Source organism: Erwinia sp. PPS120, from assembly GCF_047918655.1.
Lineage (GTDB): Bacteria > Pseudomonadota > Gammaproteobacteria > Enterobacterales > Enterobacteriaceae > Erwinia > Erwinia tasmaniensis_A.
In genome coordinates this window covers 224,079-244,145 of the sequence record NZ_JBLREF010000015.1, presented here as the reverse complement: position 1 = coordinate 244,145, position 20,067 = coordinate 224,079, and the positions used below count along the sequence as shown (strand labels likewise).

General features: G+C 55.9%; 21 protein-coding genes. 15 read left to right on the top strand and 6 right to left on the bottom strand.

Translation table 11 applies throughout. The annotated features are described in order from the left end of the window. Positions 1-37: 37 nt before the first annotated feature. The 9 genes from thpR (at position 38) to panD (ending at position 7,287) form a co-directional block, all read left to right on the top strand. The gene (gene thpR / locus ACLRGG_RS10950) at positions 38-577 is read left to right on the top strand and encodes an RNA 2',3'-cyclic phosphodiesterase (RefSeq protein WP_416249796.1); all 540 of its coding nucleotides are present in this window, start codon (positions 38-40) and stop codon (positions 575-577) included. Continuing rightward, positions 574-1,278, top strand: coding sequence for a DNA/RNA nuclease SfsA (gene sfsA, locus ACLRGG_RS10945; RefSeq protein ID WP_416249795.1), 705 nt, complete (start codon positions 574-576; stop codon positions 1,276-1,278). The genes thpR and sfsA overlap by 4 nt, the downstream gene beginning before the upstream one ends. Positions 1,279-1,459: 181 nt before the next feature. Further along, the gene (gene dksA / locus ACLRGG_RS10940) at positions 1,460-1,915 is read left to right on the top strand and encodes an RNA polymerase-binding protein DksA (RefSeq protein ID WP_034937242.1); all 456 of its coding nucleotides are present in this window, start codon (positions 1,460-1,462) and stop codon (positions 1,913-1,915) included. A gap of 56 nt (positions 1,916-1,971) precedes the next feature. Continuing rightward, on the top strand, positions 1,972-2,880 hold the full coding sequence (gene gluQRS / locus ACLRGG_RS10935; protein WP_416249813.1) for a tRNA glutamyl-Q(34) synthetase GluQRS: 909 nt from the start codon (positions 1,972-1,974) through the stop codon (positions 2,878-2,880). A gap of 175 nt (positions 2,881-3,055) precedes the next feature. Then, entirely contained in the window at positions 3,056-4,474 is a 1,419-nt protein-coding gene (pcnB, locus tag ACLRGG_RS10930; protein WP_416249812.1) for a polynucleotide adenylyltransferase PcnB, read from the top strand. Beyond that, the gene (gene folK, locus ACLRGG_RS10925) at positions 4,471-4,953 is read left to right on the top strand and encodes a 2-amino-4-hydroxy-6-hydroxymethyldihydropteridine diphosphokinase (RefSeq protein ID WP_416249794.1); all 483 of its coding nucleotides are present in this window, start codon (positions 4,471-4,473) and stop codon (positions 4,951-4,953) included. The genes pcnB and folK overlap by 4 nt, the downstream gene beginning before the upstream one ends. Before the next feature lie 114 nt (positions 4,954-5,067). After that, a complete protein-coding gene (gene panB / locus ACLRGG_RS10920; protein WP_416249793.1) occupies positions 5,068-5,862 on the top strand; it encodes a 3-methyl-2-oxobutanoate hydroxymethyltransferase in 795 nt (264 codons plus the stop codon). Positions 5,863-5,877: 15 nt separating this feature from the next. Beyond that, entirely contained in the window at positions 5,878-6,732 is an 855-nt protein-coding gene (gene panC, locus ACLRGG_RS10915) for a pantoate--beta-alanine ligase (protein WP_416249792.1), read from the top strand. Between the two features lie 174 nt (positions 6,733-6,906). Beyond that, on the top strand, positions 6,907-7,287 hold the full coding sequence (gene panD / locus ACLRGG_RS10910) for an aspartate 1-decarboxylase (protein WP_416249791.1): 381 nt from the start codon (positions 6,907-6,909) through the stop codon (positions 7,285-7,287). 154 nt (positions 7,288-7,441) lie between these two features. Here panD and ACLRGG_RS10905 read toward each other — a convergent pair whose 3' ends face one another. Beyond that, positions 7,442-8,569, bottom strand: coding sequence for a hypothetical protein (locus ACLRGG_RS10905; RefSeq protein ID WP_416249790.1), 1,128 nt, complete (start codon positions 8,567-8,569; stop codon positions 7,442-7,444). Between the two features lie 36 nt (positions 8,570-8,605). Here ACLRGG_RS10905 and ACLRGG_RS10900 point away from each other — a divergent pair, with 36 nt between their 5' ends. Beyond that, positions 8,606-8,728 carry a hypothetical protein gene (locus ACLRGG_RS10900; protein WP_416249789.1) on the top strand — a complete coding sequence of 41 codons (123 nt, stop codon included), beginning with the start codon at positions 8,606-8,608 and terminating at the stop codon, positions 8,726-8,728. A 774-nt stretch (positions 8,729-9,502) separates the two neighbouring features. Here ACLRGG_RS10900 and ACLRGG_RS10895 read toward each other — a convergent pair. After that, a complete protein-coding gene (locus ACLRGG_RS10895; RefSeq protein ID WP_067706653.1) occupies positions 9,503-10,273 on the bottom strand; it encodes an ABC transporter permease in 771 nt (256 codons plus the stop codon). Continuing rightward, complete coding sequence (locus ACLRGG_RS10890) at positions 10,270-11,196, bottom strand: ABC transporter ATP-binding protein (protein WP_416249788.1); 927 nt, start codon at positions 11,194-11,196, stop codon at positions 10,270-10,272. The genes ACLRGG_RS10895 and ACLRGG_RS10890 overlap by 4 nt, the downstream gene beginning before the upstream one ends. Positions 11,197-11,303: 107 nt before the next feature. Between ACLRGG_RS10890 and can the strand changes: the two genes are divergently transcribed. Next, a complete protein-coding gene (can, locus tag ACLRGG_RS10885) occupies positions 11,304-11,966 on the top strand; it encodes a carbonate dehydratase (protein WP_416249787.1) in 663 nt (220 codons plus the stop codon). 92 nt (positions 11,967-12,058) lie between these two features. On the opposite strand, the gene hpt is transcribed toward can, so the two are convergent. Continuing rightward, positions 12,059-12,595 (bottom strand): hypoxanthine phosphoribosyltransferase, encoded by a 537-nt coding sequence (hpt, locus tag ACLRGG_RS10880; RefSeq protein ID WP_416249786.1) that lies wholly within the window; start codon positions 12,593-12,595, stop codon positions 12,059-12,061. 399 nt (positions 12,596-12,994) lie between these two features. Between hpt and ACLRGG_RS10875 the strand changes: the two genes are divergently transcribed. Then, positions 12,995-14,278 carry a cystathionine gamma-synthase family protein gene (locus ACLRGG_RS10875; protein ID WP_416249785.1) on the top strand — a complete coding sequence of 428 codons (1,284 nt, stop codon included), beginning with the start codon at positions 12,995-12,997 and terminating at the stop codon, positions 14,276-14,278. A gap of 77 nt (positions 14,279-14,355) precedes the next feature. On the opposite strand, the gene ACLRGG_RS10870 is transcribed toward ACLRGG_RS10875, so the two are convergent. Continuing rightward, complete coding sequence (locus ACLRGG_RS10870) at positions 14,356-15,243, bottom strand: LysR family transcriptional regulator (protein ID WP_416249784.1); 888 nt, start codon at positions 15,241-15,243, stop codon at positions 14,356-14,358. A gap of 186 nt (positions 15,244-15,429) precedes the next feature. Here ACLRGG_RS10870 and ACLRGG_RS10865 point away from each other — a divergent pair, with 186 nt between their 5' ends. After that, positions 15,430-16,929, top strand: a complete 1,500-nt coding sequence (locus tag ACLRGG_RS10865; RefSeq protein WP_416249783.1) for a UbiD family decarboxylase — start codon at positions 15,430-15,432, stop codon at positions 16,927-16,929. A 16-nt stretch (positions 16,930-16,945) separates the two neighbouring features. After that, a complete protein-coding gene (locus ACLRGG_RS10860) occupies positions 16,946-17,665 on the top strand; it encodes a DUF554 domain-containing protein (protein ID WP_416249782.1) in 720 nt (239 codons plus the stop codon). 208 nt (positions 17,666-17,873) lie between these two features. Here ACLRGG_RS10860 and cueO read toward each other — a convergent pair whose 3' ends face one another. Beyond that, positions 17,874-19,469 carry a multicopper oxidase CueO gene (cueO, locus tag ACLRGG_RS10855; RefSeq protein WP_416249781.1) on the bottom strand — a complete coding sequence of 532 codons (1,596 nt, stop codon included), beginning with the start codon at positions 19,467-19,469 and terminating at the stop codon, positions 17,874-17,876. 200 nt (positions 19,470-19,669) lie between these two features. Here cueO and ACLRGG_RS10850 point away from each other — a divergent pair, with 200 nt between their 5' ends. Then, positions 19,670-20,017: a YacC family pilotin-like protein gene (locus ACLRGG_RS10850; protein ID WP_067706688.1), complete on the top strand. Its 348-nt coding sequence runs from the start codon at positions 19,670-19,672 to the stop codon at positions 20,015-20,017. The last annotated feature ends 50 nt before the right edge of the window (positions 20,018-20,067 follow it).

The following is a 20,067-nucleotide window of genomic DNA, read 5'->3' as shown; positions in this document are numbered from 1 at the left end:
TTGTAGCATTCCTGCTTATGGAATACCGGAGAGCACCATGAGTGAGCAAAAAAAGCTGTTTTTTGGCATCAGCCTGCCGGAAGAGAGCAGGCAGGGCATCATTCAGTGGCGGGCCGATACTTTTGTCGCCGGGACAGGTCGCCCGGTAGCCGCGGCTAATCTGCACCTGACGCTGGCCTTTTTAGGCGAGATCGGTGAAGAGAAATCCCGCGCGCTACAGCGGCTGGCGAGCCGCATCCGTCAGGCACCTTTTACGCTGACGCTGGATGATGCCGGACACTGGCCGCGATCGGGCGTGGTATGGCTGGGTCCCAGACGATCGCCGCGCGGGCTGCTACAGCTGGCCGAACTCCTGCGTTCGCAGGCGGCGCGCAGCGGATGCCATCAGAGCACAATGCCCTTTCATCCGCACGTCACCCTGCTGCGTCAGGCTACCCAGCCCGTGTCGCTGCCGCCACGCAATTTTAGCTGGCCGTTTCGCGTGGAACGCTTCGCGCTGTTTCAGTCCATTTATGCGCAAGGCCGCACACGCTATAGCGAAGTTGCCGCGTGGCCGCTGTCACAGGAAGAGAAATGAACTATACCCCCGCACTGCGTCCGGCGACGCTGATTAAACGCTATAAGCGCTTTCTGGCTGACGTGGTCACCCCGGAAGGAACGGAAATGACGCTGCACTGCGCCAATACTGGCGCGATGACCGGCTGTGCCACGCCGGGCGATCGGGTGTGGTACTCCACCTCGGACAGCCTGACGCGAAAATATCCGCACAGCTGGGAGCTGACGGAAACGCAACAGGGCGACTGGATCGGCGTGAATACCCTGCGCGCCAACACCCTGGTCAGGGAGGCGCTGGAGGCGCAGCGGATTCCAGAATTATCCGGTTACACCAGCCTGCGCGCTGAGGTGAAATACGGCGACGAAAAGAGCCGTATTGATTTCCTGTTGCAGGCAGACAGTCGGGTAAACTGCTATATTGAAGTCAAATCCGTGACGCTCCTCGAGCAGGGTAGAGGGTTCTTCCCGGATGCGGTCACCGAGCGTGGTCAGAAGCATCTTCGTGAACTTACGAAGATCGCCGAACAGGGCGCGCGCGCGGTGCTATTTTTTGCCGTTTTGCACTCGGGGATTGAGGACGTTGCCCCCGCGCGTCATATTGATGTGCGCTACGCAGAACTACTGGCACAGGCACAGCAGAGCGGTGTTGAGGTGCTATGTTATAAGGCGCAGCTGTCGCCCACCGGCATAGATTTAAAAAAGGCAATTTCGGTGACGTCGTAAACCAGAGGTCAATTGATTGTTATTAAATTACTTCTGCCGCGCGCCAGATACGCTTTTCCTCACAGCCTTGTCAAGGCATGTTCAGGAATAATTGCTAACCTCAATCGCTTCTGTTATTTATAGCGACCTGTTTTTTTCCCCAAGTGGGGATCGATAGTGCGTGTTATCCAGGAGAAGCAACATGCAAGAAGGGCAAACCCGTAAAACCTCGTCTCTGAGTATTCTCGCCATCGCTGGGGTGGAGCCTTATCAGGAGAAACCGGGCGAAGAGTACATGAATGAAGCCCAGCTGGAGCATTTCAAGAAGATCCTTGAAGCCTGGCGCAACCAGCTTCGGGATGAAGTTGACCGTACGGTTTCTCATATGCAGGATGAAGCCGCCAACTTCCCCGATCCGGTCGATCGCGCGGCCCAGGAAGAGGAATTCAGCCTTGAACTGCGTAACCGTGACCGCGAGCGCAAGCTGATTAAAAAGATCGAGAAGACGCTGAAGAAAGTAGAAGATGACGATTTCGGCTACTGCGAGTCCTGTGGCGTTGAAATCGGTATTCGTCGCCTTGAAGCGCGTCCTACCGCCGATCTCTGTATCGACTGTAAAACGCTGGCAGAAATCCGCGAAAAACAAATGGCCGGTTAATGGCCGCAAGACTGTGCAGTGAAGCTGGCCCTGCGGCCACTTCACTGCCTCTCTCTATGAATAACACCTCCGCTTATATCGGGCGCTTCGCCCCCTCTCCCTCCGGTGAACTGCACTTCGGCTCGTTAATTGCGGCCCTTGGCAGCTACCTGCGCGCGCGTTCTCAGCAGGGGCTGTGGCGGGTACGTATCGAAGATATCGATCCCCCTCGCGAGGTTCCTGGCGCCGCTCAGCGCATTTTGCAACAGCTGGAGCAGTACGGCCTGCACTGGGACGGCGAAATTCTCTGGCAGTCCCAGCGTCATGATGCCTATCGTGCGGCCTTGAGGTGGCTTAATGAGCGCCACTTCAGCTATTACTGTACCTGTCCGCGCAGTCGTATCCAGCAGCTCGGCGGCGTGTATGATGGCCACTGCCGTGAGCTGAACCAGGGTCCGGATAACGCGGCATTGCGCCTGAAATCGACTCAGCCCGCCTGCCTCTTTCAGGATATTCTGCGGGGGGAGGTGCGGCCCGATAGCGCCCTGGCGCGGGAAGATTTCATTATTCATCGCCGCGACGGGCTGTTCGCTTACAATCTGGCGGTGGTGGTGGATGACCACTATCAGGGGATGACCGAGGTGGTCAGAGGCGCTGATCTTATTGCGCCGACGGTGCGTCAGATAACGCTGTTTCAACGGTTTGGCTGGCCGGTACCGAACTATTTACACCTGCCGCTGGCGACCGGGCCGGACGGTAATAAGCTATCTAAACAGAATCACGCAGCGCCGCTGCCGCCGGGCGATCCGCGCCCCGTGCTAATAGAAGCGCTGCATTTTCTCGGCCAGCCGGTCAGCGAAGAGTGGCAGGATCTGACGCTGACCGCTCTGCTTAAGCAGGCGGTGCAGCAGTGGGATTTGTCTGGCGTCCCGCTTACGGCTTCAGCAAACCACGTGCAGTACGCAACGAATAGCGGAAAGCAGTAACGCCGTTACCGTCTTGCCGATACGCTCTGGCAGACAATATCAGGGTAAAAGCGTCCTGCCGCAGCGTGAAAGATGACGGGGGAGTTAATATGAGCATTCTCAAACGCCCCGCACTGAGCTATGATTAGCCGCTATTTTTTTTCGCCCAGATTAATTGTCACTATCGAGGTGTCCCATTTTTTCCCGAGTTGCTAATTTTTGCCGAAAAGTTTTGAGTCGCGAAGACGAAACGCCAGCTAAGGTTGAGGTTGTCCCGCAGATGACCGTTATCCCTCGCGATCGTCATACTATTTCGCGTAAAGACATCAGTGAAAATGCCCTCAAGGTATTATACCGACTGAATAAAGCCGGGTATGAAGCCTATCTGGTGGGCGGCGGCGTGCGCGATCTGCTGCTGGGGAAAATACCAAAAGATTTCGATGTGACCACCAATGCCACCCCGGAGCAAATGCGCAAGCTGTTTCGCAATTGCCGTCTGGTTGGGCGTCGGTTCCGCCTCGCGCACGTGATGTTTGGGCCGGAAATCATTGAGGTGGCCACCTTCCGCGGGCACCACGAGGCGGAGCAACTCGAAGAAAATCGCAATAATTCCCAGCGCGGTCAGAACGGTATGCTGCTGCGCGACAACATATTCGGCACCATTGAAGACGATGCCCAGCGCCGCGATCTGACCATCAACAGCCTCTACTACAGCGTGGCGGATTTTAGCGTACGTGACTACGTTGGGGGTCTGAGCGACCTGCAACAGGGTATTATCCGCCTGATTGGCGATCCGGAAACGCGCTACCGCGAAGATCCGGTACGGATGCTGCGCGTCATTCGCTTTGCCGCCAGGCTGAATATGTCGATCGCGCCGGAAACTGCCGAACCGATCCCCCGCCTGGCGACGCTGCTGCATGATATTCCCGCTGCCCGTCTGTTTGAAGAGACGCTTAAGCTGCTGCAAACGGGCTATGGCTATGCCACCTGGGTCAAGCTGCGTGAATTCCAGCTTTTCCAGCCGCTGTTTCCGATCATCACCCGTAACTTTACGGAGAACGGCGACAGTAATATGGAGCGGATGATTGAACAGGTGCTTAAAAACACCGATAACCGCATCCATAATCAGATGCGCGTTAATCCGGCGTTCCTGTTTGCCGCTATTTTCTGGTATCCCCAGCTGGAAGCGGCGCAGAAAATCGCTCAGGAGAGCGGCCTGGCCTATTACGACGCCTTTGCGCTGGCCATGAACGACGTACTGGACGAAGCCTGCCGGTCGCTGGCGATCCCTAAACGCATTACCACGCTGGTTCGGGATATCTGGCAGCTGCAGCTGCGGCTCTCCCGCCGTCACGGCAAACGCGCCTGGAAGCTGATGGAGCATCCTAAATTCCGCGCGGCCTACGATCTGCTGGCGCTGCGCGCCGAGGTGGAAAATAATCAGGAGCTGCTGCGCCTCTCCGCCTGGTGGAATGAATTCCAGGTCTCAGCCCCGCCGCAGCAAAAGACCATGCTGAATACGCTGGGCGACGATCCCGTTCCGCGTCGCCGCACCCGTCGCCCGCGCAAGCGCGTTCCCGGTCCGCGCCGCGACGGTAACAGCAATAACGTATGACCCGCGTTTATCTGGCCCTGGGCAGTAATCTTGCCGATCCGCTGCATCAGGTGCATGACGCACTTGATGCGCTGGATAAACTGCCCTCCACCCAGCGCATCGCCACCTCGTCTTTCTATCGTACGCCGCCCTACGGCCCACCCGACCAGCCCGATTTCCTCAACGCCGCGGTCGCACTTAATACCCAGCTAACGCCTGAAGCGCTGCTGGACGCGACGCAGCGCATTGAGCTGGAGCAGGGCCGGGTGCGCAAAAAAGACCGCTGGGGCCCCCGCACCCTTGATATTGATATCATGCTCTTTGGCCACCTGCGGCTAAACACCCCGCGCCTGATCCTGCCGCATTACGATATGCACAATCGCGCCTTTATGTTGCTGCCGCTGCTTGAGATCGCCCCCGATGCTGCCCTCCCGGACGGTCAGCGCCTCAACGATCTGCTTGCGGAACTGGACACCTCGGCCATCCGCCGCTGGGCATAGCGCCTGTTCTGATGGCCCAGGATCGCAGGACCTGACCCGCGGCACCTGGCCATGTGCAAACCCTTTCCCCATCCATTAAGATACGTCCATTATAAAATGCCTAAAGAGGTTGCGATGAAACCCACAACAATCACGACGCTTCGCCAGTGGAAAAAAAGCGGACGCCGCTTTGCGTCCATAACCGCCTACGACTATAGCTTTGCCCGCCTGTTCAGCGACGAAGGCCTCCAGGTCATGCTGGTCGGAGATTCCCTCGGCATGGTGGTACAGGGGCATGACTCAACGCTGCCCGTCACTCTGTCCGATATTGTCTATCACACGCAGGCGGTACGCCGGGGGGCACCAGCGGCCCTGCTGATGTCCGATCTACCCTTTATGAGTTATGCCACGCCGGAGCAGGCCTGTGAGAGCGCCGCGCAGCTGATGCGTGCCGGGGCCAATATGGTCAAGCTGGAGGGCGGAAAATGGCTGAGCGAGACGGTGAAGCAGTTGACCGAACGTGCGGTGCCGGTCTGTGGACATCTTGGCCTTACGCCGCAGTCGGTTAATATCTTTGGCGGCTATAAGGTGCAGGGCCGCGAAAGCGAGGCCGCTGACGGCCTGCTGGAAGATGCGCTGGCGCTGGAAGCCGCCGGTATACAGATGCTGGTGCTGGAGTGCGTTCCCGTGGCGCTGGCAAAACGCATTACCGACGCGCTGACCATTCCGGTGATCGGCATTGGCGCGGGCAACGTTACCGACGGCCAGATTCTGGTGATGCATGATGCCTTTGGCATTACCGGTGGGCATGTTCCCTCCTTTGCCAAAAACTTCCTCGCCGATACCGGCGATATCCGCGCAGCGGTCAGGCAGTATGTGTCGGACGTTGAAGCGGGAATTTATCCGGCTGAAGAACACAGTTTCCACTAACTCAGGAGAATATCCGTGCTGATTATTGAAACCCTGCCGATGCTGCGTCGGGAGATCCGGCGCTGGCGGCAGGAGGGTAAACGTATTGCGCTGGTCCCCACCATGGGAAATCTGCATGACGGGCATATGACGCTGGTTGACGAAGCGCGCGAGCAGGCTGATATTGTGGTGGTCTCCATTTTTGTTAATCCGATGCAGTTTGAACGCCCTGACGACCTGGCCCGCTACCCCCGAACGTTGCAGGAAGATTGCGAAAAGCTGAACCGACGCAAGGTGGATCTGGTCTTTGCTCCGGCACCTGGCGACGTCTATCCACAAGGGCTGAGCGAGCAGACCTTTGTCGAGGTTCCCGGCCTCTCCAGCCTGCTGGAGGGTGCCAGCCGTCCCGGCCATTTTCGCGGCGTTTCCACCATCGTCAGCAAGCTGTTCAATCTGGTCCAGCCCGATCTCGCCTGCTTCGGCGAAAAGGATTATCAGCAGCTGGCGCTGATCCGCAAAATGGTGGCCGATATGGGTTACGATATTGAGATCGTTGGCGTGCCTACCGTTCGGGCGAAGGATGGCCTGGCGCTCAGCTCACGTAATGGCTATCTGACCGCTGATGAACGCAAGCTGGCACCGACGGTAAGCCGCGTGATGAACAACATGGCGCAGCGGCTGGCTAACGGGGATCGCCATCTGGAAGAGATTATTGCCGAGGCTGAAACCGCTCTGGCAGAAAAGGGATTGCGGGCCGATGGCCTGGCTATCTGCGATGCAAATACGCTGCTGCCGCTCAATGTCGATAGCCAGCACGCGGTGATTCTGATGGCCGCCTGGCTCGGCAAAGCCCGCCTGATCGATAATCAGCAGGTTGATCTGACGCAATAGTGAGTGATTTCGCTCAGCCGAAGCTGGCGCAGGATTAGGTGATAGTGCTCAGCTGATACTGGCACAGTGGTCGTTGATAACACCGACTGATACTGATGCAGTAGCCGTTGATAATACCCGGCGGATAATGGCGCGGGTGTTTCTGGTAACTTTTGTAACTAGGGTAATAAGGCGATGAACCGTACTATGCTACAGGGCAAACTCCACCGGGTGAAGGTGACTCAGGCGGATCTGAATTACGAAGGCTCCTGTGCCATTGACCAGGACTTTCTCGACGCTTCCGGCATTCTTCAGTACGAAGCTATCGATATTTACAACGTGACTAACGGACAGCGTTTCTCCACCTACGCGATTGCCGCCGAACGCGGCTCGAAGATTATCTCGGTAAACGGCGCGGCGGCTCGCTGCGCCTGCGAAGGGGATATTTTGATTATCTGCTCCTACGTGCAGATGACGGATGCCGCGGCACGCCAATGGCAGCCAAAAGTTGCCTACTTTGAAGGGGATAATCAGATGAAGCGACTGGCGAAATCTATCCCGGTACAGGTGGCCTGAATAAACAGTATTCTCAATCAAAAAGCGGTATGAATAAAAGGAGCGGGCAGGTTGCCTGCCCCTTTTTTGCTGCACACCGCGCACGCTATTATCATTCAGCGCGCAAACGTCCAGGATGAGCCACCGCGATCTTCGCTGGCAAAACTCACCTGAACTACCCTTCAGCAGGCATATTGCCCTGAGGCTGCATTTCGATGTTGTCCGTGTTACGCTCAATTTGACTTCGGCGCTGTTCAGCCTGCCACTGGCGCGAGCTGGTCGCTACCCTTCCGATTGTATTATCAACGACTTTTCCCACGCCCTGCCCCAGCTTACTGTTAGCAAGCTCACTGGCTTTTTTATCCACCCACTCATCATTACGCGTTGGCGCTGGCCCAGCCAGCGCACCGGCCACTCCCTGCGCCGCATAGGCCACCCCCGATAACGCCGCGTTCAGATATGCGTCTTCGGCGATCTCTCCTCTTGAGGTTAGCTGTGCCGCACTCAGTCTTCCGGTAATGGCGTCAATAGTGGCTGAGGATGCCGTGCTGAGTGGTCCATGCGCGGGTGAATTCCGCACGATATTGCGCACAGCATTGGTCCCTGCAATACCCGCTGCCAGCGTACCAATTTCGGATACCATATTGCCGGACGCGATGTTCAGCGCTCCTTTTGCATAGTTTTTCGGCGTGAATAAGCTGCCCACCAGGGTTTTTGCTCTGTCTACCCCCCCCGAAACCATCTGGTGCGATACGCTGGTATTGTTGAGCGCCGTATAACGTTCTTTCCAGTCGGTGCGTCCAAAAAGGAACTCCGGCCCCCGCGTTGCACTGGCCGCATTAGTCAGAACGTTTCCTGCCGCGCCAGCCCCCAAACTCAATACGTTATTGAGGTTTGAGATAACGGCGGGGTTGTTTTTACTGGCGACCGCTGCGGTAGAAGTGACGAGATTACGACCGGTAAAGCCCAGCCCACCCAGCGGAGCCAGCTTCATGCTTTCACCCAGTCCTTCCCGTTGCTTCAGCACATTCTGCATGGCGGGCTCCAGTTTGTCGGCATCCGCGGCGAGCCACTGCGAATCCTTTACCGTGTCGGCAAAAACCTTATCGCCGACCGACTTAAGCACCATCGCGGTTCCACCGTCTACTGCCCCCGCCAGCGCCTCGGTACCTGGTGTGGTTCCATCAATGCCTAAACCGAGCTTTACCGCACCGGAAGCAAATCCGGAAACAGCAAAGGGGAAGGCTTTCACCGCCCCACCTGCCGCATCGCTGATATAATCCATTTTTTGTGCTTTTGCCATATTCGCGGCAATGCTCTGCGGCGTTTCCCCCATCTCATGCAGTTCGGTAGACCGGTTCTGAATCAGGTCATTGAGCTCTTCGCTGCCGGGGAAGTATTCCCGGAGCTGGGTACTGATTTGCGCTATCTGCTGCTGGCGCTGCGCTTCAGAGGTATTTGACGCGCTGGAGACCTGGGAGGTAGGGGTTGCAGTGGATTCGTGAGACTCATGCGACGCACTGGACTCGTGTGATTCCCCCGACGCCCCGGGCCCGTTGGATGCATTAGAACCCTGTGATTCACCCGACGCACTGCTCCTGTTGGATGCACTGGACTCATGAGATACGTGGGACGAATGGGTAGCGTCAGATGCTATTGAGGCTCCGGAGCCGTTTGGAAGGCTATAAAAGGATTGGGATGTACTCGATCCGCCAGACCCCCTCGAGCCGTTTGGAAGGCTATAGAAGGATTGGGCTGTACTCGATCCGCCAGACGCCCGGGAGGTACCCGACGCCAGGGAGGCACTTGAAGCGTTCGGTCTCCCGTTCTCTTCATTCTGGGAAGAGAGTAAGTCCACATGACCAGGAGGTAATCGGCTAATACCAGGCATAATAATCGCTCCGAAGATGAACAGGTCTGCACCACGCAGTTAACCTATGTTTTCCAGTAGGTATATCGTGCCAGATCCGGTAATAGCTGATACCAGTACAGCGTGTTCACGACGTTACTAAGTGAGTGCCCGTGGGGATAAGGTCGCTCAGCAATAACATTTAGTTATGTTTAGTGATCAACCTCTAAAGATTGGGTTACGTTTGTGTAGGCTGAGAGAGCTGCTGAGCCGCAGCGCTGAGTGAAGAGAGGAAGACCCGGATGGGCCAGTAGGGATGCTGGCACAAGGGCGCCACCCATTGGCGACGCCCACAGCCTTTGCAATATTAATCTGAACTGAAAAAAACTACGTCCGTAATCCTCTGCCGCGCTCAATAAGCACCCATACCAGCAGATAAAACACCGCGATAAAGCCCGCTAATACCGCCAGGGTGAAAAACAGCGGCACATCGTTAATCCCCAAAAAGCCAAAGCGGAAGCCGCTGATCATATAAACAATGGGATTCAGCTTCGACACCATCTGCCAGAATGGCGGCAGCAGCGTTAGCGAGTAGAATACCCCGCCGAGATAAGTCAGGGGCGTCAGCACAAACGTTGGGATCAGGCTGATATCATCGAACGTTCGGGCAAACACCGCGTTGAGCAAACCGGCAAGGGAAAACAAAATCGCCGTCAGCACCAGCGTGACCGATACCATCAGCCATGAATGAACGTGAAAAGGCACGAAAAACAGCGAAATAGCGGTAACCAGAATACCTACGCAAATCCCTCGCGCCACGCCGCCGCCAACGTAGCCAGCAATAATCACGTGCGTGGGCACCGGCGCGACCAGAAGTTCTTCAATATTGCGCTGGAACTTAGCGCTGAAAAACGACGAGGCCACGTTGGCGTAGGCATTGGTTATCACCGCCATCATAATCAGACCCGGCACGATAAACTGCATATAGGAAAAGCCGTGCATATCGCCAATGCGAGAGCCAATGAGGTTGCCGAAAATAATAAAGTAGAGCGTCATGGTGATCACCGGCGGCACCAGCGTCTGGATCCAGATACGGGCGAAGCGGTTAATCTCTTTTCCCCAGATGCTTTTCAGAGCTACCCAGTATAAATGTGTCATGCTTTCTCTCCTGTACGACCATTAACCAGGTCTACAAACAGCTCCTCGAGTCGGTTAGCCTTGTTACGCATACTTAACACCTGCACGCCCTGATGACTCAGCTGGCTGAATACGCTGTTCAACCCCTGCTCACGCAGCACTTCGACCTCCAGCGTAGAGGTATCCACCAGCCGGTACTGAAACCCTTCCAGCTGAGGCAGTGGGCTTTTCGCCGCCAGATCGAGAATAAAGGTTTCCGATTTCAGCTTGGAGAGCAGCCCTTTCATGGTGGTGTTTTCCACCAGCTCCCCGCTCTGAATGATGCCGATATTGCGGCACAGCATTTCTGCCTCTTCCAGATAGTGGGTAGTCAGAATAATGGTGGTGCCTCTGGCATTGAGATCCTGAAGGAAAGTCCACATTGAGCGGCGCAGTTCAATATCCACCCCAGCGGTAGGCTCATCCAGAATCAGCAGCTTAGGCTCATGCATCAGCGCACGGGCGATCATCAGGCGGCGCTTCATCCCCCCGGAAAGCATACGGGCACGTTCATCACGTTTGTCCCACAGATCCAGCTGCTTAAGGTATTTTTCAGCGCGCTTAATCGCCTCGGCTTTAATCACGCCATACAGGCCCGCCTGGCTGACCACAATCTGCATTACGGTTTCAAACTGATTAAAATTAAACTCCTGCGGCACCAGTCCCAGCTGACGCTTCGCGTTGACCATATCCTGCTGCAGGTCGTATCCAAACACCCGGACCCTGCCCGACGTTTTATTCACCAGCGAGCTGATGATACCAATGGTGGTGGATTTCCCCGCCCCATTAGGGCCGAGCAGCGCGTAGAAGTCACCCGCTTCCACGTTCAAATCAATTCCCTTGAGGGCCTGAACGCCACCCGCATAGGTTTTGGTCAGTTTTTCAAGTTCCAGTGCATAAGTCATAGGTTAAAGAGTGCCCTGTTTTGTGTGGTTTGCTTGTTTAACGTTTTAAATCACGGCGTGTTGACCTATATTATCGCCACGCATTTCGAGTATCGGTCGACACAACTATGAAAGACATTAATACCCTTATCAGTAATAATCGCGAATGGTCCAGACTGCTGAAAGAGGAAGATCCGGGCTTCTTTGAGCGCCTGTCACTGGCCCAGAAGCCCCGATTTCTCTGGATTGGCTGTTCCGACAGCCGCGTCCCGGCCGAGCGCCTCACCGGCCTGGAGCCGGGCGAACTCTTCGTTCACCGCAACGTCGCTAATCTGGTGATTCACACGGACCTAAACTGCCTCTCTGTCGTGCAGTACGCCGTTGAAGTACTGGAAGTGGAGCACATCATCATTTGCGGTCACTACGGCTGCGGCGGCGTACAGGCGGCGGTGGAAAATCCTGAGCTGGGCCTGATTAACAACTGGCTGCTGCACATTCGCGATCTGTGGTACAAGCATAGTTCGTTACTGGGTGAGCTGCCGCCGGAAAAACGCTTTGATAAACTCTGTGAAATCAATGTGATCGAACAGGTCTACAATCTGGGGCATTCTACTGTGATGCAGTCTGCCTGGAAGCGCGGCCAGAAAGTCACGATTCACGGCTGGGTTTACGGCATTCAGGACGGCTATCTGCGTGATTTGGAGGTCGCCGCCACCAGCCGCGAAACGCTTGAGCAGCGCTATCGCCACGGCATTGCTAACCTGCTTAACGAGCTTGAAAGCCCCAACTGATTACAGGCGACGCATCATATAACAGGCCGGGAAACCCGGCCTTAGTCGTTTGTGCGCAGGTCCGACTGCACGGCCAGTTGCAAAAATGCGTCTTACTCTTCCAGCATCACCACGTTGCCGACGTACGGCAGGTGACGATAGCGCTGGGCATAGTCAATGCCGTAGCCAACAACAAACTTATCTGGAATAGTAAAGCCCACGTACTCAACCGGTACGTCGACTTCACGACGTGAAGGTTTATCCAGCAGGGTGCAGATTGCCAGTGATTTCGGCTGGCGCAGGCTGAGAATATCGCGAACTTTGCTCAGCGTGTTGCCGGAGTCGATGATATCTTCCACAATCAGCACGTCCTTACCGCGAATATCCTCATCCAGATCCTTAAGGATTTTGACATCCCGGGTGCTGGACATACCGCTGCCGTAGCTGGATGCAGTCATAAAGTCGACCTCGTGAGGCACGTCGATTTTACGGCAGAGATCCGCCATAAACATAAAAGAGCCGCGCAGCAGCCCGACCAACACCATTTCGCTGCCGCTGTCACGGTACTGCGCCGTGATCTGCTGGCCTAATTCTGCGATACGTTTGGCGATCTCTGCCTCAGAGATCATCACTTCTACGGAATGTTTCATAAATTACTTATCTCACTGATTTTATTCAGTTAAAACTCAATACCAGCGCGTCGAGTCGCCGTTACCCAGCGTTGGATCCCCGAGGGTGCAGTCGGCAACCTGCCTCCCTGCGCTAACATATGGACAAAAGAAAGCGTGGGATTATATCAGGGATGTCGGCTTATGACCGCACAAGGTTGAAGCAGCAGGCCCATCCTGTAGAGTCGATTTACGCCAGCAGATTCGACGTCTCACCTTTATCAGGCAGACGTATGGACTTCCAAATACCAGCTTATCGAAATTTTATAACGCAAAAGCTTCTATAGATAGAACGTTAATTCATTTACAGCCGCGATTATGCGCATGATAACGTACGCTGAAGTGATTCCTTTTCAGCATGCCACATCGGCAGGAGATTGCATGGCTACCCCTCATTCTAAAAAGACCCATATCGGCGTACGCGAACTACAGCCGGAAACGCAAATGGTAAACTACGGCTACGACCCGGCCCTGTCAGAAGGTGCGGTTAAGCCCCCGGTTTTTCTGACGTCTACCTTTGTGTTTAACAGCGCTGAGGAGGGGAAAGACTTTTTTGACTACGTTTCCGGGCGGCGGGAACCGCCAGAGGGAGGTGCCAACGGGCTGGTTTACTCGCGTTTTAATCATCCCAATAGTGAAATCGTTGAGGACCGGCTGGCTCTCTATGAGCGAACCGACAGTGCCGCGCTTTTCTCCTCCGGTATGTCAGCCATCTCCACCACCCTGCTGGCCTTTGTTAAACCCGGCGATGCCATTCTGCATTCCCAACCGCTTTACGGTGGCACGGAAACGCTGCTGACCAAAACCTTTCGTCAGCTCAACGTAGCCACCGTGGGTTTCTCTGACGGCGTTGATGAAGCTTCCGTTCAGGCGGCGGCAAACGAGGCCATGCGCCAGGGGCGCGTATCGGTGATTCTGATTGAATCTCCTGCCAACCCCACCAATAGCCTGGTGGATATTGCGCTTATTAGTCGGGTTGCAGACGCTATTGAACAGCAGCAGCAGCATCGCCCGCTTATTGCCTGCGACAACACGCTGCTCGGGCCGGTTTTCCAGCGTCCCATTGAACAGGGTGCGGATATTTCGCTCTACTCCCTGACAAAATACGTTGGCGGGCATTCGGATCTTATCGCCGGGGCGGCAATGGGCAGTAGAGCGCTTATCCGGCAGATTAAAGCGCTGCGGAGCGCCATCGGCACGCAGCTCGACCCGCACTCCTGCTGGATGATTGGCCGCTCGCTGGAAACGCTGTCGCTGCGCATGGAGCGGGCAAATGAGAATGCTGCCGCCATTGCTGAGTTTCTGCGTGGGCACCCCAAAATCGAAAAGCTGCATTATCTTCCCTTTCTGGACCCTGACTCTTCGGCAGGTCAGACGTTCAGTAAACAGTGCAGCGGCGCGGGCTCAACCTTCTCGTTTGACGTGGTGGGAGGTCAACCCGTCGCTTTCAGGCTGCTGAATGCCCTGCAGCTGTTTAAGCTGGCGGTAAGCCTGGGCGGTACGGAGTCCCTCGCCAGTCACCCGGCCAGCACCACGCACTCCGGTGTGCCTGCGGAGGTGCGCGCACGCATCGGGATTGATGAGTCGACCATTCGCGTATCCATTGGAATAGAGAACCGGGACGATTTGATTGAAGACCTGCGCCTGGCGCTGGAACAACTCTGATGCTGGCTTCGCCATAGCCCCGGACAGGCCAGGTGGCTCAGCCGTTTTGCCCTCTGTCCTGTCTTTATCTGGCTGGCTCAGTACAGCAGCTCGCGGGCACAGGCGATAAAATCGCGCACCGCGCTGTTGTGCATATGCCTTTGCCAGCTTAGCGTCAGCGTGGTGGTCGCCAGCGGGTCATCCAGATGGCAATAGTCCACCTCCGGCACCATCACCGAAAGCTGGGTTTCCGGTGCCAGCGTCACGCCCATGCCGATGGCCACAAGGCCAATTGCGACGGAAACATCCCGCGTAAACTGAACCTTTTGCGGCGTAAAACCGGCGCGCAGGCAGGCTGAAAGCGTTGACCAGCCCAGTCCCACGCCCGGTGGGTCCTGCTGGATAAGGAACGGCTCCTCTGCCAGATCGCTCAGGCTGATCCGCGTGTTATGTAACTGTGGATGATGGTGCGGCAGCACGGCAATCAGCGGCCGGGTGGTTAAATCCAGATAATCCAGCTGCGCCTGGCGGGGAACGGGCGAACGCACCAGCGCAATATCCAGCTCATCATTTAACAGCAAGGTTAATTGTCGGTTAACATCATGTTCTTCAATAGAAATTTCTATCTCGGGCCAGGCTTTTCGGTAACCGCTGATTAACATTGCCAGTACCGGATCGATAATAGATGAGCCTACATAGCCCAGCCGGATCCGTCCTTTGAACCCCTTACGCAGGCTTAACGCCGTTTTACGAATTTTTTCATAGTGGCTGACCGCCAGGCGTGCATCCGCCAGCAGCTGTGCCCCCTCATGGGTTAATACCACGCTGCGCCGGTTACGTAAAAACAGCTTCACCCCCCACTCCTGTTCCAGCGCCTTAATATGCTGGCTTAAGGCTGGCTGGGCGATATTCAGTCTGAGCGCCGCCTTACCGAAATGAAGTTCCCCGGCCAGGATCACAAAGGAGTGCAGTTGACGATTGTCCATCAGTAATAAAGATTCCTTATCAGAAAGGCGTTATTTATTATTGGACATATATCACTGGGGTCCTGAAACTGCAAGGACAGCAGCGGCAGGCAAGGCCATCATCGACTGACCTCGCGGCTGCTGACGGCTGCGTCAGCAGAGTCAGGGCTGGCGTGATGGTGATGAAACGCGTTGAGGTTCATTAAGATGTCTGAAAAGAATAAACAGGATACCCAGCCAAAGGTCACAGACCTTCGCTCCGCACTGGCGCTACTGAGTCAGTATGATGACGAGTTGATTTATACCGATGAACCCGTCGACCCCATTGCCGAGCTATCCGGTGTTTATCGTTACGTGGGGGCCAACGGTACCGTGCAGCGCCCTACTCAAATTGGTCCAGCCATGATTTTCAATAAAATCAAAGGCTATGATGATATGCGCGTCCTGATTGGACTGCTGTCCTCGCGCAAACGTGTGGCACGCCTGTTTGGTACCACTCCCGAAAAGCTGGCCTTTATGCTGAAGGATTCAGTCAATACGCCAGTTGCCCCTGTCGTTATCCCGCGTGAAAAAGCCGCCTGTCAGGAAGTGGTACACCTGGCAACCGATCCCGATTTCGATATTCTTAAGCTGCTTCCCGCGCCGACCAATACGCCCGACGATGCCGGTCCCTATTTTACCCTGGGCATGTGCTATGCGGCCGATCCGGAAACCGGCGAACATGACGTGACCATTCACCGTCTGTGCGTACAGAGTAAAGATGAGATCTCCATGTACTTCGTGCCGGGTCGCCATCTGGACGTTTTCCGTCAGAAAGCCGAAGCCGCAGGTAAACCCCTGCCTATTTCAATCAGCATTGGCGTCGATCCCGCCATTGAAATCGGTGCCTGCTTTGAGCCGCCGACCACGCCGCTGGGTTTTGATGAGCTATCTATTGCCGGTAGCCTGCGTAACCAGGCAGTTGAACTGGTGGACTGCGTCAGCGTCAAAGCACGCGGTATCGCCAACGCCGAAGTGGTGATTGAAGGTGAATTACTGCCTAACGTTCGGGTACGCGAAGATCAGAACACCAATACCGGCAAAGCCATGCCAGAGTTCCCCGGTTACACCGGTGACGCCCAGGCAGAAGTGCCGGTGATCAAAGTGAAAGCCATTACCCATCGTCGCCACCCCATTTTGCAGACCTGCATTGGTCCCAGCGACGAACACACCAATATGGCCGGGATCCCAACCGAAGCCAGTATTCTGCAAATGGTTGAACGCGCCCTGCCCGGCTTCGTCCAGAATGTGCACTGCCCGTCACCGGGAACCGGCAAATATCTGGCGGTGTTGCAGGTCAAAAAACGTTCTCTGGTGGATGAAGGACGGCAGAAACAGGCCGCGCTGCTGGCATTTTCGGCCTTTTCCGAACTGAAGCACATTATGCTGGTGGATGAGGATGTCGATATCTTCGATCTCAGTGATGTAATGTGGGCGATGACAACGCGCTATCAGGCGGATATCAGCACCACCTTAATTCCAGGCGTACGCTGCCATCCGCTCGATCCCTCTTCGGATCCCGCTTTCAGCCCCTCTGTCCGCGCCCATGGCATTGCCTGTAAAGCCATTTTTGACTGTACCGTGCCTTATCATCTGAAAAAGAACTTTATCCGCAGCCAGTTCCTTGAGGTTGACGTTAACCGCTTTATTCCGGGCTTTAAAAAGTAAACGGGAGTAAAAAGTCGTGATTATTGGACCTTATATCAACGGTGCCGCGGTGCTAATTGGCGGTATTGTGGGTGCCCTGCTGAGCAGTAAGCTGCCTGAACGGGTACGCACCTCAATGCCGCTGATTTTTGGCGCGGCCTCAATGTGCATGGGGATCGTGCTGGTCAATAAAGTGTCCCATATGCCGGTGATGGTGCTGTCGGTTATCCTTGGGGCACTGTTGGGCGAGCTGGTTTATCTTGAGAGAGGAATCGGTAAGCTGGGCGCAAAGGCGCGCGGACTGGTTGAACTGGTGGTGCGGTCTGAGCCGGGCAGTGAAGAGTCACAGGCGCAATTTTTGCAAAGTTACGTGGCGATTATTGTTCTGTTTTGCGCCAGCGGCACGGGGATTTTCGGTTCCATGCATGAGGGAATGACCGGCGACTTTAGCATTCTGATTGCCAAGTCCTTCCTCGACCTCTTTACCGCGGCCATTTTTGCTACCACGCTCGGGTTTTCGGTCGCCATAGTGGCGATACCCCAGCTGATTATCCAGCTGCTGCTGGCCTACGGAGCCGTGTTTATTCTCCCGATGACCACGCCAGCCATGCAGGCGGATTTCTCAGCCGTCGGGGGCGTTCTGATGTTTGCGACGGGTTTTCGCATCTGCGGTATCAAGGTGTTTCCGGTGGCGAATATGCTGCCCGCCCTGGTGCTGGCCATGCCCATTTCGACGTTGTGGAGCGTGATATTCTGACAGGGTTTGCTTGCAGTAATAAAAGCAGCTGGCTCGTTTAGTGATAAACCCGCCTGCTGCCCCCTGTTTAACCATAGTGTTTTATCGTCAAATAACGACGGGGCGACCTCAACGTTAAGCCAGCCTGCTGCCGTAAGGTAACAATTTTCACCCCCTTGCCGTCGCTATCACGGGTTTAAGGCGGGGCCCTGCCCGCCTTATACTGGCCTCAGCTGACGGTAAAGCCCAGCATCATCCCCGTGTCCTCATGCTCCAGCAGATGGCAGTGCGCCATATAGGCCTGATCTGTGGTCGCTGAGTAGTTAAAGCGTACCAGTACTTCGCTGCGCCATCCCTCTACCCTGACGATATCCTTCCAGCCGCTGCGGTGCGCCGCCGGGGGCTTGCCGTTTTCGGAGAGGATGCGAAACTGCGTGCCGTGAATATGGAACGGATGAAGCATCTCGTCGCCTTCCCCGGAGATAGTCCACTTTTCCACCGTCCCACGCGGTACATCAAACGCAACTTTGGTCATGTCAAAGGGCACACCATTGATCTTATTGCCGCTATGAAAATCGTACTCATCCTGCCGGGGCTGAGGATGGGACATACCCGCCATGTCGCCGTCCGCAGGCCTTTTCTCAGGTGCCGCGTCGTTATCGTCGTGATCGTGCGCATCGCCGCCCATACCGGCCATCGCCGCCCCCCCATACCTTTTCATCAGCGCCAGCATTCCGCGACGCTCAAGCTCCGGATCCATTGACAGCTGTAGCCAGCGGTTCTTCCCGACCTGCTCCGGCAGCGCCGGTAGCTCAACCAGCCTGTCGGGCAGCGTGCCGCTCGCCATAACCCGTAGCGGGGTAATGCTCAGTACCGGGAGCGGCTGGTTGAACGGTTCCAGCGTCATGCCCATCTGCCGCACCGGCAACGTCTGCAGGTCAAATGCTTTGCCATCGTGGGTATCAATCAGCACTTCAAAGCGCTCGCCCGGCATCATTGACAGTGCCTTAAGCGGCACCGGCTCGGACAGCAAGCCGCCGTCGCTGCCAATAACATACAGGGTGCGGCTATCGCTGGCGGTGAGGTTAAGCGAGCGGGCATTGCAGCCATTCAGCAGGCGCAGGCGCAGCCAGCCGCGCGGTACGGCATGCTGCGGATAAATTGCTCCGTTCGTCAGCATCGTATTCCCGAACCAGCCAACCGCCGCACCCATCACGTCCAGTTCATAATCAATCCGGCTGCCATCGGCGCTCAGCCGTTTATCCTGGAGGATCACCGGAATATCATCCACCCCCCAGATTTTCGGCAACAGCAGCTTACCGCTTGCTTCATCATTGAGCAGAATCAGTCCGGCCAGCCCCTGCGCGACCTGGTAGCCGGTCCTGCCGTGCTGATGGGGGTGGAACCAGCAGGTGGCGGCGGGCTGATCGGGCGTAAAACTGACGCTACGGCTGGCCCCCGGCGCAATCAGCGCCTGCGGGCCGCCGTCCACGTCGCCAGGCAGCGCCAGTCCGTGCCAGTGAACCGTGGTCGCTTCGGGCAGCGCGTTGTGAACGTTGAGGGTGACGGCCTTGCCACGTTCAAGCTGAATGGCCGGGCCATGCAGGCTGCCATTATAACCCCAGCTGGTGACCGACTGACCCTGCCAGACGGTCCTGCCCTGCTGCGCGGTGATGTTTATGACGCCGCGGGGATCCGGCGTTAACAGGCTGGGAATGGGCAACTCGGCCCGGGGCATCGCGGCCATCAGTGAACGGCTCCACAACGGTAGCGCGCTGGCTGCGCCTGCTGCTGCACTCAGCTTAATAAAATCACGACGTTGCATTACCCTGTCCTTACGCTGGCGGTCGGTATCAGTGACGCAGCATAAACCCTTACCCTGCGGGAAGGTCAAGCCTTGCCGGTCACTCTGCGCCACCCACCGTAATAAAATCCCCGTTTCAGCGCGTTACTCTGGCAAATTTGTCTGTAGCCGCCGCGTAACTGTGCTAAGTTCAGCCTATTGCCAATCTCTGAGAACAATGTATGAAGAAAAGCATCAAGGCTCTGTTGATACTGGGCCTCTTCGGCTTCTCGTCGACCAGTTTTGCCCTGAGCGAATCGGAAGCGGAAGACATGGCGGATCTGACCGCCGTTTTTGTTTATCTGAAGAATGACTGTGGTTATCAGGATCTGCCTGATACGCAAATCCGTCGGGCGCTGGCCTTTTTCGCCCAGCAAAATCGCTGGGATTTAGCGAACTACGACAGTTTTAATATGAAAGCTTTAGGTGAAGACAGCTATCGCGATCTGAGCGGCATTGCGGTGCCCAACGCTGATAAATGCAAATCTCTCGCGCGTGATTCTCTCAGCCTGCTCGCCTGGGTGAAATAATCCTCTTTCTCATCTACCCTTTGTTGATAATTTGACCGTGCAACCGCGGT